Origin of the sequence: Pseudoalteromonas sp. APC 3893, from assembly GCF_030408095.1 — a bacterium.
In the GTDB taxonomy this organism is placed as follows: Bacteria; Pseudomonadota; Gammaproteobacteria; order Enterobacterales; family Alteromonadaceae; genus Pseudoalteromonas.
The window spans coordinates 20,129-33,534 of sequence record NZ_JASDCD010000003.1; the positions used below are offsets into that span (position 1 = coordinate 20,129).

At 41.1% G+C, this 13,406-nt stretch carries 12 protein-coding genes; 3 read left to right on the forward strand and 9 right to left on the reverse strand.

Annotated elements, in window-relative coordinates:
• The first annotated feature begins 3 nt into the window (after positions 1-3).
• Genes cydX through cydC form a run of 3 tightly spaced genes read left to right on the forward strand, consistent with a single transcriptional unit; the run spans position 4 to position 3,632 of the window.
• On the forward strand, positions 4-156 hold the full coding sequence (gene cydX, locus QMA12_RS06045) for a cytochrome bd-I oxidase subunit CydX (protein WP_290209549.1): 153 nt from the start codon (positions 4-6) through the stop codon (positions 154-156).
• Positions 146-1,906 carry a thiol reductant ABC exporter subunit CydD gene (gene cydD / locus QMA12_RS06050; protein ID WP_290209551.1) on the forward strand — a complete coding sequence of 587 codons (1,761 nt, stop codon included), beginning with the start codon at positions 146-148 and terminating at the stop codon, positions 1,904-1,906. The genes cydX and cydD overlap by 11 nt, the downstream gene beginning before the upstream one ends.
• A complete protein-coding gene (cydC, locus tag QMA12_RS06055; RefSeq protein ID WP_290209553.1) occupies positions 1,899-3,632 on the forward strand; it encodes a thiol reductant ABC exporter subunit CydC in 1,734 nt (577 codons plus the stop codon). Before cydD ends, cydC begins: the two co-directional genes overlap by 8 nt.
• Before the next feature lie 161 nt (positions 3,633-3,793).
• Here the strand turns inward: cydC and lpxA are convergent, their stop codons facing one another.
• The 9 genes from lpxA to QMA12_RS06100 all read right to left on the reverse strand — a co-directional run bounded on the left by lpxA (position 3,794) and on the right by QMA12_RS06100 (position 13,394).
• Positions 3,794-4,564, reverse strand: coding sequence for an acyl-ACP--UDP-N-acetylglucosamine O-acyltransferase (gene lpxA, locus QMA12_RS06060; RefSeq protein WP_290209555.1), 771 nt, complete (start codon positions 4,562-4,564; stop codon positions 3,794-3,796).
• Positions 4,565-4,566: 2 nt separating this feature from the next.
• The gene (gene fabZ / locus QMA12_RS06065) at positions 4,567-5,019 is read right to left on the reverse strand and encodes a 3-hydroxyacyl-ACP dehydratase FabZ (RefSeq protein ID WP_290209556.1); all 453 of its coding nucleotides are present in this window, start codon (positions 5,017-5,019) and stop codon (positions 4,567-4,569) included.
• Positions 5,020-5,029: 10 nt separating this feature from the next.
• A complete protein-coding gene (gene lpxD / locus QMA12_RS06070) occupies positions 5,030-6,070 on the reverse strand; it encodes a UDP-3-O-(3-hydroxymyristoyl)glucosamine N-acyltransferase (RefSeq protein ID WP_290209557.1) in 1,041 nt (346 codons plus the stop codon).
• Between the two features lie 9 nt (positions 6,071-6,079).
• Positions 6,080-6,598 carry an OmpH family outer membrane protein gene (locus QMA12_RS06075; RefSeq protein WP_290209558.1) on the reverse strand — a complete coding sequence of 173 codons (519 nt, stop codon included), beginning with the start codon at positions 6,596-6,598 and terminating at the stop codon, positions 6,080-6,082.
• Between the two features lie 11 nt (positions 6,599-6,609).
• The gene (gene bamA / locus QMA12_RS06080; protein WP_290209560.1) at positions 6,610-9,081 is read right to left on the reverse strand and encodes an outer membrane protein assembly factor BamA; all 2,472 of its coding nucleotides are present in this window, start codon (positions 9,079-9,081) and stop codon (positions 6,610-6,612) included.
• Between the two features lie 94 nt (positions 9,082-9,175).
• Positions 9,176-10,528, reverse strand: a complete 1,353-nt coding sequence (rseP, locus tag QMA12_RS06085) for a sigma E protease regulator RseP (protein WP_290209561.1) — start codon at positions 10,526-10,528, stop codon at positions 9,176-9,178.
• Between the two features lies 1 nt (position 10,529).
• Complete coding sequence (gene ispC / locus QMA12_RS06090) at positions 10,530-11,735, reverse strand: 1-deoxy-D-xylulose-5-phosphate reductoisomerase (RefSeq protein WP_290209562.1); 1,206 nt, start codon at positions 11,733-11,735, stop codon at positions 10,530-10,532.
• Positions 11,732-12,598 (reverse strand): phosphatidate cytidylyltransferase, encoded by an 867-nt coding sequence (locus tag QMA12_RS06095; protein WP_290209563.1) that lies wholly within the window; start codon positions 12,596-12,598, stop codon positions 11,732-11,734. The genes ispC and QMA12_RS06095 overlap by 4 nt, the downstream gene beginning before the upstream one ends.
• Before the next feature lie 16 nt (positions 12,599-12,614).
• Positions 12,615-13,394 (reverse strand): isoprenyl transferase, encoded by a 780-nt coding sequence (locus tag QMA12_RS06100; protein WP_290209564.1) that lies wholly within the window; start codon positions 13,392-13,394, stop codon positions 12,615-12,617.
• Positions 13,395-13,406: the final 12 nt, after the last annotated feature.

Consider the following 13,406-nt stretch of genomic DNA (forward strand, 5'->3'; position numbering starts at 1 on the left):
ATTATGTGGTATTTCGCATGGATACTAGGCGTTCTACTTGCTTGCACTTTAGGCGTTATTAATGTTATGTGGTATGAGTTTCAGCAACACAAAGACAGTATTGCTGATGATGAACTTGAGTTGCATGAAAGACTAAAACGCCAAAATGACAACTAAATCCCGTCCTGATCGCGCGCAGCAAATTAAGCTGCGCGCTTTTTTAAAGCAATATAGTCACAGCGGCTCACGCCTTTTAAAAATCAGTATTTTACTTGGAACATTAAACGCGTTGCTAATGATAGCCTCGTGCTACTTAATCGCTAATGCTGTCCATTTAGTCATGTTTGCAGATAAACAACTAGATGATATCACCTACCTACTATGGCCTCTGGCCGGATTAATTTTACTACGTGCTCTCTTTTTAGCGCTCAGCGAGCGAATTAGTCATTATGCGGCACAGAAAATAAAAACCGCCATGCGTAAAACCTTACTGGCAAAGCTAAATCGTCTTGGGCCGATTTATAGTGAGCAGAAAGGGCACGGCGCTACGTTGAATACCTTACACAATGGTGTTGAGGCTCTACATCAATATTATGCTAATTACTTACCCAGCGTCGCTTACAGTGCATTAATACCCTTAGCTATTTTAGTTATTATATTTCCTACTGATTACAAAGCCGGGCTTATCTTTTTATTTACAGCTCCACTGATCCCTTTTTTCATGATTTTAGTTGGCCATAAAGCTGAAGAAATCAATCAACAACGTTGGCAACAACTTTCTGTATTGGGCAATTACTTTTTCGATAGATTAAATGGCTTAACCCAATTAAAACTCTTTAATGCCACCCAGCGTGAGCTATCTAATATAGCCAAAATTTCTGATGATTTTCGTACTTCAACCATGAGTGTGTTAAAAGTCGCGTTTTTATCAGCATTCGCCTTAGAATTTTTTGCCACCATAAGTGTCGCATTAGTCGCAGTGATCATCGGCTTTAGATTGTTTTTTGGCACCCTAGACTTTGCCACAGGCTTTGTTGTGTTACTACTAGCCCCTGAATTTTATTTACCTCTTCGCCAGATGGGCACTCATTATCATGCTCGCTTAGAGGGCATTAGCGCTGCCGCTGATATGATTGATATTATTAATGCAGATGAAGAATTACCGCCAGCGCAACAAACAAAGCTATCATTACCTATACAAAGTATAAGTACAAAACAGCTCAGCTTTTATTACCCGCAAAGCAAAGAAGGCTTAAGTAATATAAACCTAGCTTTTCCTGTCAAAGGCTTAGTGGCTTTTATAGGCGACAGCGGCGCGGGTAAAAGTACATTATTTGACTGTCTATTGGGTTTTCATCAGCAAGCTAATAGCCAAATAATCATTAATGATACTCCCCTATGTAAACTGGACAGCCAAAGCTGGCAACAACATATAGCTTGGATCCCCCAACAGCCTACCCTGTTTTATATGAGTGTTGCAGAAAACTTACGCCTTGGTAAAGCCGATGCTACCCAAGCACAATTAGAGCAAGCGGCTATAAAAGCCGGTGCGCTTGAGTTTATACAAACGCTACCTCAAGGGTTTGATACACTTCTGGGTGAACACGGTGAAGGATTATCGGGTGGGCAAAAGCAACGCATTGCGCTAGCACGCGCCTTTTTAAAAAACGCGCCTATCCTCATGCTAGACGAACCCAGTGCCCACCTCGATAGCCAAACTGAAAAACTGATCAACTCGGCAATTGTTGACTACGCTAAAGAGCATTTGGTGTTGGTTATTGCGCACCGCTTAAACACAATTACAAATGCAGATAACATTTATGTTTTAGAGCAAGGTAAAATAATTGAACAAGGTAATTACCAGCAACTTTATCAGCAACATGGAAAGCTGTGGCAGTTAGCCCGTGCAGGTGCGCAACATGACTAATTTTATTCGCTTACTAAAGTTATGTAAGCCTCACCTTGGAATGCTTCTACTCGGTGCGTTTCTATCTACTCTTACGGTACTTGCAAATGTGGGCTTACTGGCAATATCCGGCTGGTTTTTAGCCGCTATGGCCGCAGCAGGCATTGCATCTGTGCATATGAATTACTTTACTCCAGCAGGCGTAATTCGGTTTTTAGCTATTGTTAGAACCGCATCGCGTTATGGCGAGCGATTAATTACTCATAATGCGACATTTTTGTTATTGAGTGAAATACGAGTGAGTGTATTTGCAACGTTAAGTAAACTCAGTAATGTAGACTTAGCCATGAGCCGCAGTGCTGATTTAGTAAGTCGAATGCAAGATGATGTAGATGCGTTGGATACATTTTACTTAAATGTGTTATTGCCAATCATCGTTGCCTTGATCAGTATTCCTGTGATCATGCTGTTTATGAGTGCCTATAATCCTAATGTGGCACTCTTATGCTTTACATCTTTAATGATTGTCGGCGTTGTTGTTCCTGCCTTTTTAGGACATGAATTTAATAAAACAGCAGCACAAGAACGCGTGCAATCAGCATTATTGCGCGCACAATTATCTGACTCTTTAAAAGGCGCACGTGAACTTGCACTATATCAAGCATCAGCTCAACAACGCAATCAATGTGATAAAGCCAGTGAGCTCTATAATCGACATATTCAAAAGCGCCACGGCGCACTGGCCAATAGCGATGGTTTTACATTATTAATCACCCAACTGACTATGCTGGGCAGTATTATTATATTAGTGCCGCTAGTAAGCAGCAATGAGATAGCGAACGTAGAGTTAGCAATGATGAGCTTATTTGTATTAGCTAGCTTCGAAACTGTACTGAACCTGCCTAATGCCTTTATCCAATTACCCAACGCCCTCAGTGCTGCCGCACGTATTTTTGAGCTTGAAGATAAACTTAGTAATGACTCCGATAAACCGACTGTAAATGTAAAAAAACAGCCTCTTGGTATCAATTTTACTAACATTGATTATAGCTATAACACAACTAGGGTAGCGTTAAGTAAAGTAAATATAACCATTAAAGCAAAACAAAAGATTGCATTAGTTGGCCCAAGTGGCAGCGGTAAAAGTACGTTAATAAACCTACTAAGTGGTTTGTGGCCGATACAACATGGTCAAATAGAACTACTTAGTGAACAAGGCCCAATCAATATTAACCAGCTATCAACTGACAATCGGTTCGAACTACTTACTATCGTTGCACAACAGCACCATATATTTGATGGAACATTAGCACAGAATCTAAGGTATGCAATGCCAACAGCGAGCGATGAAGCATTAATACGAGTCTGTGAACAAGCTCAACTGGGTTCATGGCTAGCACAATTACCTGATGGTTTGAAAACACGTTTAGGCACAGCTGGGCGTACAGTTTCGCAAGGCCAAGCACGACGAATAGCTATTGCACAAGCATTACTTCGAAACAGCGCAATTGTTGTTCTTGATGAACCAACCGAAAGCTTAGATAACCAAACTAAACATGCCGTGATAGATACTGTTATGAATGTTATGGCGGAAAAAACTATTATTACTATTACCCATGATCCGCAACTTTTGAGCACCATGGACCAAGTAATATGGCTTGAAAATGGCGAAGTCAGAGCCGTGAATTCTCACCAGTTATTACTAGAAACTGAACCAGATTATATATCCTTAGTAACCCGTTTTTAGTTTACTGGACGGGGGTTATTTTATTACCTCTAATCAGTCCATCGTTTAGGTTTGCTATTTGACTAAGTACGCCGAATGATTGTGGCTAAACTACCGCTAAAAAATAAATACAAAAAAGCCACCGATTATTGCTAAGCGGTGGCTTTTAAAAAACACTAAGATTATCGAATAATCCCGCGCTCTGAATTCTTTACAAAATCAACCATAAGCTGTACCGCAGGATATTTAGCAGCATCTTCACTCAGTGCTGCAATCGCGTCCTCAACACCTAGGCTCTTACGATAAAGTGTTTTATAAGCACGACGTGTCGCCATGACTTCATCACTTTCAAAACCACGGCGTTTCATGCCTTCGGTATTAATCGCAACAGGACCCGCCGGCGTGCCAATCGTTGTAACAAACGGCGGTACATCTTTGTTTACGCCTGAGTACATACCGACAAATGCATGTGCGCCTATTTTGCAAAACTGATGGATGCCTGAGTTACCTGCAAGGATAACCCAGTCACCAATATGTACATGGCCAGCAACAGAGGCATTATTAGCAAAAATAACGTTATCGCCTATCACAGCATCATGGGCAACATGAGTGTACGCCATAAACAAATTGTTGCTACCAATCTTAGTAACACCTTGGTCTTGTATCGTACCGCGATGAATGGTCGCGCACTCACGGATGACATTATTATCGCCAATAATCAGTGTGGTAGGTTCATCATTGTATTTTTTGTCTTGGCAGGCTTCGCCTACAGACGCAAATTGAAAAATATGATTGCCAGAACCAATAGTAGATGGCCCTTTAACAACAACATGAGATTCAATAATACAGTTATCACCAATAACCACATCGTTACCAATATAGCTGTAAGGGCCAACGGAGACGTTATCGCCTAGTTTTGCACCTGATTCGATTATCGCTGTAGGATGGATCACAATTAAAGCTCTCTTCTCGCACACATGATTTCAGCAGTACATACTACCTTACCATCAACTTTCGCTTCTGCTGCAAATTTCCATATATTGCGGCGCTCTTTTAAAAACTCTACATGTAAATGCATAGTATCTCCAGGGACAACAGGCTGTTTAAAGCGTGCATTATCAATGGCTGCAAATAAGTATAGTTCATTCTCGCTGCGGTTTTCGACTGTTTTGAAACCAAGTAAGCCTGTAGCTTGTGCCATCGCCTCTAAAATAAGTACGCCCGGAAAAATAGGTTGATTAGGGAAATGACCAGTAAAAATCGGTTCATTAAAAGTCACATTTTTAATAGCATGAAGTGACTCGCCCGGCGTGTAATCTAATACACGATCAACCAACAGCATTGGGTAACGATGCGGAAGTAAGCTTAAAATTTCTTGTATATCTAGGCTATTTAATTCGTTTGCCAAAATAGCATCCTTATAAATTATCAACGTTTAATGACTTAGTCAGAGTCTCTAGCGCTTTAAGGCGGCCTTTCATCTCTGGCAAATTACGTAAATGAGCAATATTACGGCGCCACTCTTTATTGGTAGAGTGCGGCATACCTGATGAATAAATACCAGGCTCTGTAATTGCTTTGGTGATCATGCTCATACCCGTAAGTATAACACCATCACATATATCAATGTGACCATTTATGCCAACAAGTCCCGCAATCTGACAATTTTTACCGATTGTAGTACTACCTGCGATCACTGTACACCCAGCAATGGCTGTACCTGAACCTATTTCCACGTTGTGGGCAATGTGGACTTGATCATCTATAATAACGTTACTGTTAATAATTGTATCGTCTATTGCACCTCGGTCGATTGTAACACCCGCACCGATTTCTACTTTATCACCGATGATTACAGCGCCTAATTGCGGTATTTTAATCCATTGACCTTTATCATTCGCGTAACCAAAACCGTCACTACCAATGATTGCACTTGATTGAAATAAACAATTTTCACCTATTTCAACATTATGATACACAGACACGTTTGACCAAAACTTAGTATTGCGCCCTACTTTCGCATTTTGGCCAATAAAACAATTGGCACCCACTTGCACTTTATCTGCAATGACCGCACCCGCTTCAATCACAGCATTAGCCCCAATAGAGGCTGTTTTAGCGATATCCGCATCTGGGTGAACAACTGCACTGGGGTGGATCCCTGGCGCGGCAGAGGCTGGGGTAGTATCCATTATTTGCGCAAGCCGTGCATAGCTATTGTAAGGATTCGCAGCAATGAGCTTATTACCTTGATAATACTTAGCATCGGCGGCAGATAAAATAACAGCACTGGCGTTTGTTTCACCTAGTTGCGAGCGATATTTCTTATTCGCTAAAAATGCAATATGCCCTGAGCGGGCATTTGCGAGAGTAGCAATTTTTGATATTTCTAAAGCGCCGTCACCATCAAGTTCGGCGCCTAAAAGTTCCGCAATCTGCGAAAGCGTATAATTTTGCATCTTTGTATTCTATTGCTTACTTACTTTTTCAACAACTTTATCTGATAAATCAGAAACCGTTTTTGGGTTAAAGTAAATAGTGGTGTCTTTTACTTTAACTTCATCGTATTTACCAGCTTTAGCAACATCTTGAATTGCATCAATAATTAGCTTTTGTACTTTTGCTAGCTCTTGGTTTTGGCGTGCTTTTATTTCTTGCTCTAAAGGACGGCCTTTTTCTGCAAGACTTTTTTGCATGCCTTCAACTTTTTCACGTAGCGCATCTTTTTGTGCTTGGCTCATCGTGGTAGCTTCACGCTTAAACTTTTCAGCTTCAAAACGAATGTCGCCTTGTAGCTTTTCTAACTCTTGACGGCGCTCAGCAAATTCAGTCTGAAGCGTTTGTTCTACTTTCGCCATTTGAGGGATTTGTTTGTAGATTTCTTGCATGTCTACAATACCGACTTTGTGAGCAAATGCGCTCGCAGACGTACCCATCATAAGTGTTGCTAAAATAGCGATAGCTGATGATTTAAATGATTTTTTCACAAAAAACTCCTTTAGAAAGTGTTACTAATATTAAAGCTGATGGTCTTCGTATCGTCATCTTCTTCTTGTTGCAATGGATACGCAAAACTAATCAACATTGGACCCATCGGAGAGATCCACTGTAATGATAAACCGGTCGAAACCCTAAAACGTAGCGGATCAGAATAATCCTCTAGTTTTGCGCGTTCATCCGGTCCTAAACTTTGATAACGGTCAACGTTAAATTCTGTATCCCATACGTTAGCAGCATCAACAAAGAAGCTGGTACGCACAGAGCTTGTATTCTCTTCATCTAAGAATGGAGTAGGAACAATCAGTTCCATACCCGCAACGGCTTTAGCATTACCACCAATACGCCCCTGTGGTGTAAGTACATCAAACTCTGATGCGCCGCCTATACTGCCAGTCAAGGTACCATCTGGCAATGGTGTGCCAGGAATAAGTTGCGGCGTACGTGAAATGGCACGAGGTAATATGGTATTTCTATCAAAACCGCGTAGTTCCATTTCGGTGATACGGAAATATTCTTGGAACGGCAATGTTTGGTCATAGCCATTGGTGTTGCCATAACCATTACCGTAACCTAATGCGGCACGGGTTGAGAATACCCAACGATGATTATCACTGATTGGCCAATAAAAACGCGAATCATAGTTTAACTTAAAGTAGGTTAAGTCTGAGTTTGGTGTCGTTCCAGTCAAATTAAGCGTTTGACGTGAACCAGCAGTTGGGAATAAACCACGGTTTACTGTGACACGTGACCAACCGACACTGAGCTCGTACTTAGTAAAGTCAAAACCGGCATCTGGGTTTTCAGGATCTAAGAAGGTTTCACGCATAACACGTGTTTGTTCGTATTCAGCAATCTCTGAAAGCTCTTCTTGGATCCAACGAACACCAAAATTAACTCGGTTTACCGCATCAATAGGAAAACCAATATTTGTCCCGATGCCATAACTTTTTGATTTATAGTCAATCAAGCTAAATTTACTGGCGTCATAGTTGCTATAAAATATGCTACTACCTTGCGATACACCATCTGGCGTAAAGTACGGATCAGTATATGATAGACTTACACGCTCTGAACCACGCGAAGTATTGATATTAAAACCAATTTGATTACCCGTGCCTAAGAAGTTTGACTCAGTAACCCCAATATTAAATTGCAGACCCAGATAAGAACCATACGCAAGACCTGCATTGAAGCTACCCGCTGATTGCTCTTTTACCGTAAAATCAACATCAACCTGATCATCAACTCCTGGTACAGGCACAACATTAAAATCAACACTTTCCATGTAAGGCAAACGCTGAATTTGTAATTTTGAGCGCTCTAGGTTTTGGTTTGAAAGCCAAGCACCTTCTAGCTGCGTCATTTCACGGCGCAGTACTTCATCAGCCGTATTTTGGTTACCACCAACAATGATGCGACGAACGTAAACTCGCTTACCTGGATTAACTGATAAGGTTAGTTGTACTTCTTTATTTTCATCATCAATTTCAGGGATGGTGCGTACTTCAGCATTTGCATAGCCAAAACGGGCTAAATAACTTTTAATAAACTCTTCAGATGAAGTAACTACCGAGCCATTATAAAGCTCACCTGCTCGAAGTGGGATAACACTTTTTATGAGTTCTTCACGGCCAAGTAAGTCACCTATAAAGTCAAAACCTTTAACCTTATACTTAACACCTTCACTGATATTAGCCGTCACATACACTGACTCTCGCTCAGGGCTAACTGAAACCTGAGTTGAGTCAATATTAAAGCGTAAATAACCACGATCTAAATAATAACTACGAATATTTTCCAGATCCCCTTCGATGGTTTGCTTTTGGTAACGATCGCTACCCATAAACTGCCACCAAGGTAAATCTTGTTGTGATTCGGCCAGTGCTAATAACTCTTCATCCGAGAACAACTCATTACCGACTAGGTTAATTTGACGAATTGAAGCTGCGTCGCCTTCGTCAAATTCAAGTTTAAGTTTTACTCGGTTACGCGGTAATTTAATAATACTGATATCTATTTTAGCGTTGTACTTACCAATACTATGAAAGAACTCAATTAAGCCTTTTTCAATATTATCAACCACGGTTTTATCAAGTGGCTCACCTTGGCGAATATCTTGTTGCTCTAAAGACTGATTTAATTGCTCGTCTTTAATATCTTTATTGCCATCAAATTCTATTGCGCTGATAGTAGGGCGTTCAGTTACTCTAAAAATAACATTATTGCCATCACGTAATGCTTTTATATTGTCGAAGTGACCAGAGCTATACAATGACTTAATAGTTTTTGAAATTGTATAGTCATCAACACTATCACCGACATTGATAGGGATATGCGTCAACGCAGCACCAAGTGCTACACGCTGTAAACCTTCAACTTTTAAATCGTCAACAATAAAGGAGTCTTGGCCTAGGGCTACAAAGCTTGCCCCTAATAAACTTGTTACTGCCAAATGTTTTTTTATAGCCATTTTATTATCTTTATCCTTTACAACTGTATTACCGCTCAACACCATTAATACGGTGTTTTACAATCGTGTTTTAATTCGAAACCGTCGCTATTTTCTATAAACGGGATACATCATTGAACAAAGCGAAACATGTTAGAAAAATGAGTAGCAAGGCTCCCACTTTAAAACCAAATTCTTGTGTCTTTTCAGAGACCGGCTTTTTACGGAAAAGTTCAACTATGTAATACATTAAGTGACCACCATCAAGCACTGGTAAGGGTAATAAGTTAAATACACCCAAGTTAACACTAATTAATGCTAAAAAGCTTAAAAAGGCAACAAAACCATAGCTTACGCTAGTTCCAGCCCCAACGGCAATACCAACTGGACCACTTAAATTTTTCACTGACACTTGACCTGTAATTAAGTTACCGATCATGTCAAAACTCACACTTATTAAGCGCCATGTCTCTGTTATGCCCAGCACAATACTATCGAGTGGGCCATAATGTCTAGTCTCTATGTATCCCGGTGGCCACTGCTCAACAACAGGAGCGACACCTAAAAAGCCTTGTTGCTGTCCGTCTGTGTCATTACGCGCTTTAGGCGTAACGACCAACTGCTTTATACTATCTTGTCTTTTTACACTAAATTGTAATGATTTGTTAGCTGATTGCTGAATAAGATTAACTAATTGCTGCCAACTGCTTATTGTTTCATCACCTACCATAATAATTGTATCGCCAACTCTTAAATCTGCTTCAGCAGCTGCCGAGTTTGCAGTAATTGCGGCTACCTCTAAAGTTGCATTAGGTCTAAACGGCACAATACCCAATGACGCTAAAGGTGGCACGTCTTGTTGGTCTAACTTCCAGCCATCAATATTTATGGTTTTTACTTGTTCTTGATATTGTTCATCACGCACAGTTACAGCAACACGACTGTCCCCTAAACTTGCCATTAATGAAAATGTCGCATCTTGCCAAGTTGCAATTTCGTCATCACCAATTTTGATTATTTGCTGCTTTGCGGTAATACCCGCCAGTTCTGCTCGACTGCCTTCATTAACAGTACCAACCACCGGCTTGATTGATTGCACACCGACCATATACATGACGGCTAAAGCAAAAATAGCGAAAATAAAGTTTGCCACAGGCCCGGCTGCAACGATAGCAATACGTGCCTGAACAGACTTGGCATTAAATGAAAGGTGTCGATCAGATTCAGCTACCTCATCAACACGCTCATCAAGCATTTTAACATAGCCGCCAAGTGGGATTGCTGCTATTACATACTCAGTCCCTTGTTTGTCGTGCCACTTTAACAATGGTTTACCAAAGCCAATGGAAAAACGCAGTACTTTTACGCCCGCTTTTCTCGCCACCCAAAAGTGACCATATTCATGCACGGTAACTAAAATACCGAGTACTAGAATGAACGAACCTAGATTCCAGAAAAAATCGAACATATTAGCGTTGTACCTTACGTATTTGTTGTGCAGCTTGTTCGCGTGCTAGTTGATCACACGCTAAGATTTCATCGAGCGTATGCACATTTACATCGGTTGTTGCCTCAAGTGTTTGTGCATTAATGCGGTATATATCTGTAAAAGCGATATCACCATTTAGAAAAGCAGCAACTGCAATTTCGTTAGCCGCATTGACTGTAGTGGTTGCCCCTTGCCCTGCTTCGCACGCTGCAATTGCCAAGGCTAAATTAGGGTAACGGGTAAAATCAGGTTTGGTAAACGTAAAATCTGCAATTTGCGAGAAGTCTAATGGCTTAACACCAGCCTCAATACGCTGCGGATATGCCAGTGCGTGCGCAATTGGGGTGCGCATATCAGGATTACCCATTTGCGCCAGTACAGAGCCATCTTGGTACTGTACCATTGAGTGTATGATGCTTTGTGGGTGAATCACTACGTCAATATCTTGTGCCGAACAATTAAATAGCCATTTGGCTTCTATAAACTCAAGGCCTTTATTCATCATGGTGGCTGAATCAACAGAAATTTTTTGCCCCATAGACCAGTTTGGATGAGCAACAGCCTCTGCCACCGTCACAGAAGCCAAGCTGTCTATATCACGGGTGAGAAATGGACCACCAGAACCGGTGAGTAAAATTTTACTCACGCCATGCTGTGCTATTTTAGCGTTACTTTGTGAGCCTTGTAATGCACTAGGTAGGCATTGAAAAATTGCGTTATGCTCACTGTCTATTGGCAGTAAAGTAGCTTTATGCTGTTTTACTTGATCAATAAATAACTGCCCTGACATCACTAAAGATTCTTTGTTTGCAAGGAGTACTTTTTTACCTGCGGTCACCGCACTCAACGTGGGTATTAACCCAGCGGCACCAACGATGGCAGACATCACTGCATCAACATCTGGGTGAGCACTCATCTCACTCATGGCTTCGGTGCCACTGCGGATAATCGTTTTGCAATTTGTGCTGACTAAGTGTTGAGTTAATTGTTCTGCGGCTTCATTTGTTGCCATCACAGCAAATTTAGGCTGATGCGTAACACATAACTGCGCCATTAATTTAGCATTAGCACCTGCGGTGAGGGCAAATACTTCAAACTTATCTTGATTGCGCTCAACAACATCTAATGTGCTAATACCAATAGAACCTGTTGCACCAAGTATAACTAGTTGCTGCTTACAACTCATAAACTAAGTGTCCACGCATAACACAAAACAAAAATAGGTGCGGCGGCGGTTAAGCTGTCGAGCCTATCTAAAATCCCACCGTGACCTGGCAAGCATGAACCACTGTCTTTTAAGCCAGCTTCGCGTTTAAACATGCTTTCTAATAAGTCACCAATCGCCGAAAATAATGCTATAAAAATAGTCATCACAGCGTAAATTGGCCATACAGCCATATCTACGTCAGTAAAATGGCAAAACGCCAAAACAAAGATGACCGCTGCGACAACACCACCTGCGAGCCCTTCGATTGTTTTATTGGGGCTGACCTTGGGCATTAATTTATGTTTACCAAAATTCTTTCCGGTAAAGTAAGCGCCAATGTCAGCACTCCATACAATTCCCAGTACTACAAGAATTAACATTGAGCCAAAGTGCGTGGACTCTAAGTAGTTAGCGCTTCGTAGTGTATTCAATGCAAGCCACAATGGTACTAAAGTTAATATACCGGCAATTGCACGCATCACTAAACCATCATTCCATGCTTTAGCCATAGCGGGATAACGCCATACTAAGTAGGTTGCGACAATCCACCATGAGAAAGACAAAGTAAATATATAATTTGCATCCCCCACTAACTGACCATCGACCCAGAGCGACTCTATTGGCCAATGCCAATTCAGCAAGGCTAAAAATACACCTATAAATACGACAAATGTCACTCGTTTGACTTTATTGCACAATCCCATAAATGCGGACCATTCCCACGCGCCTAATAAAACAATGGCACCGGCGATGTAACTAAATAAAGTTAATGGCGTATAAAAAACTAATAACAGCGCCAAAGGCGCTAGCACTAAAGAAGTTAAAATTCGTTGTTTTAGCAAAGTGTTACCCTTTTAATTAGGTTTCGGCGAGTAATTGTTTTATTTGTTCGCCGGTACAACCGAATCGTCGCTCTCTGGCAACGTAGCAGGCGATAGCGTCAGCAAAAGCAGCTTCATTGAAGTCTGGCCAAAGCGTATCTGTAAAATAAAGCTCAGCATAAGCTGCTTGCCATAATAAAAAGTTACTTATGCGCAAATCACCACCTGTGCGGATCAGCAAATCAGGTTCAGCCTGATCATGCATGCTCATTTGCGAAGCCATAAGTTTCTCAGTAATGTCGTTAGGGTCTAATTGTCCAGCAGCAACCTGCTTTCCTAACTTTTTTGCTGCATTAGCAACATCCCAGCGGCCGCCGTAATTTGCAGCCACGTTTAATTTAAGCCCTGTGTTATCTGCAGTCAGTACATGCGCTGCATCAACTTTACTGCGTAGAGTGTCAGAAAAACGAGATAAGTCGCCAATAATCGTTAATTTTACATTATTTTTATGAAGCTTTTTCACTTCCTTGCTTAGGACAAATAAAAATAATTCCATTAATGTACTAACTTCGTCTTCAGGACGCTGCCAATTTTCACTACTAAAAGCGAATAACGTCAGCGACTCTACACCCAATTTAGTACAAAATTGAACAGACTGACGCACAGCATCTACACCTTTTTTGTGCCCGTAAACACGCGGTCTGTTTTTAGCCTGTGCCCAGCGCCCATTGCCGTCCATGATTATAGCGACATGCTTGGGTAAACATTGCTGTGAAATTTTGTCAGCGTTAAGAACCATAAATATCGAGTATTCCATAAAAAAACGCCG

Coding starts and splice junctions, on each gene's coding strand:
- cydX (WP_290209549.1), top strand. CDS start 4: ATGTGGTATTTCGCATGGATACTAGGCGTTCTACTTGCTTGCACTTTA.
- cydD (WP_290209551.1), top strand. CDS start 146: ATGACAACTAAATCCCGTCCTGATCGCGCGCAGCAAATTAAGCTGCGC.
- cydC (WP_290209553.1), top strand. CDS start 1,899: ATGACTAATTTTATTCGCTTACTAAAGTTATGTAAGCCTCACCTTGGA.
- lpxD (WP_290209557.1), bottom strand. CDS start 6,070: ATGCAAAATTATACGCTTTCGCAGATTGCGGAACTTTTAGGCGCCGAA.
- bamA (WP_290209560.1), bottom strand. CDS start 9,081: ATGGCTATAAAAAAACATTTGGCAGTAACAAGTTTATTAGGGGCAAGC.
- rseP (WP_290209561.1), bottom strand. CDS start 10,528: ATGTTCGATTTTTTCTGGAATCTAGGTTCGTTCATTCTAGTACTCGGT.
- ispC (WP_290209562.1), bottom strand. CDS start 11,735: ATGAGTTGTAAGCAGCAACTAGTTATACTTGGTGCAACAGGTTCTATT.
- QMA12_RS06100 (WP_290209564.1), bottom strand. CDS start 13,394: ATGGAATACTCGATATTTATGGTTCTTAACGCTGACAAAATTTCACAG.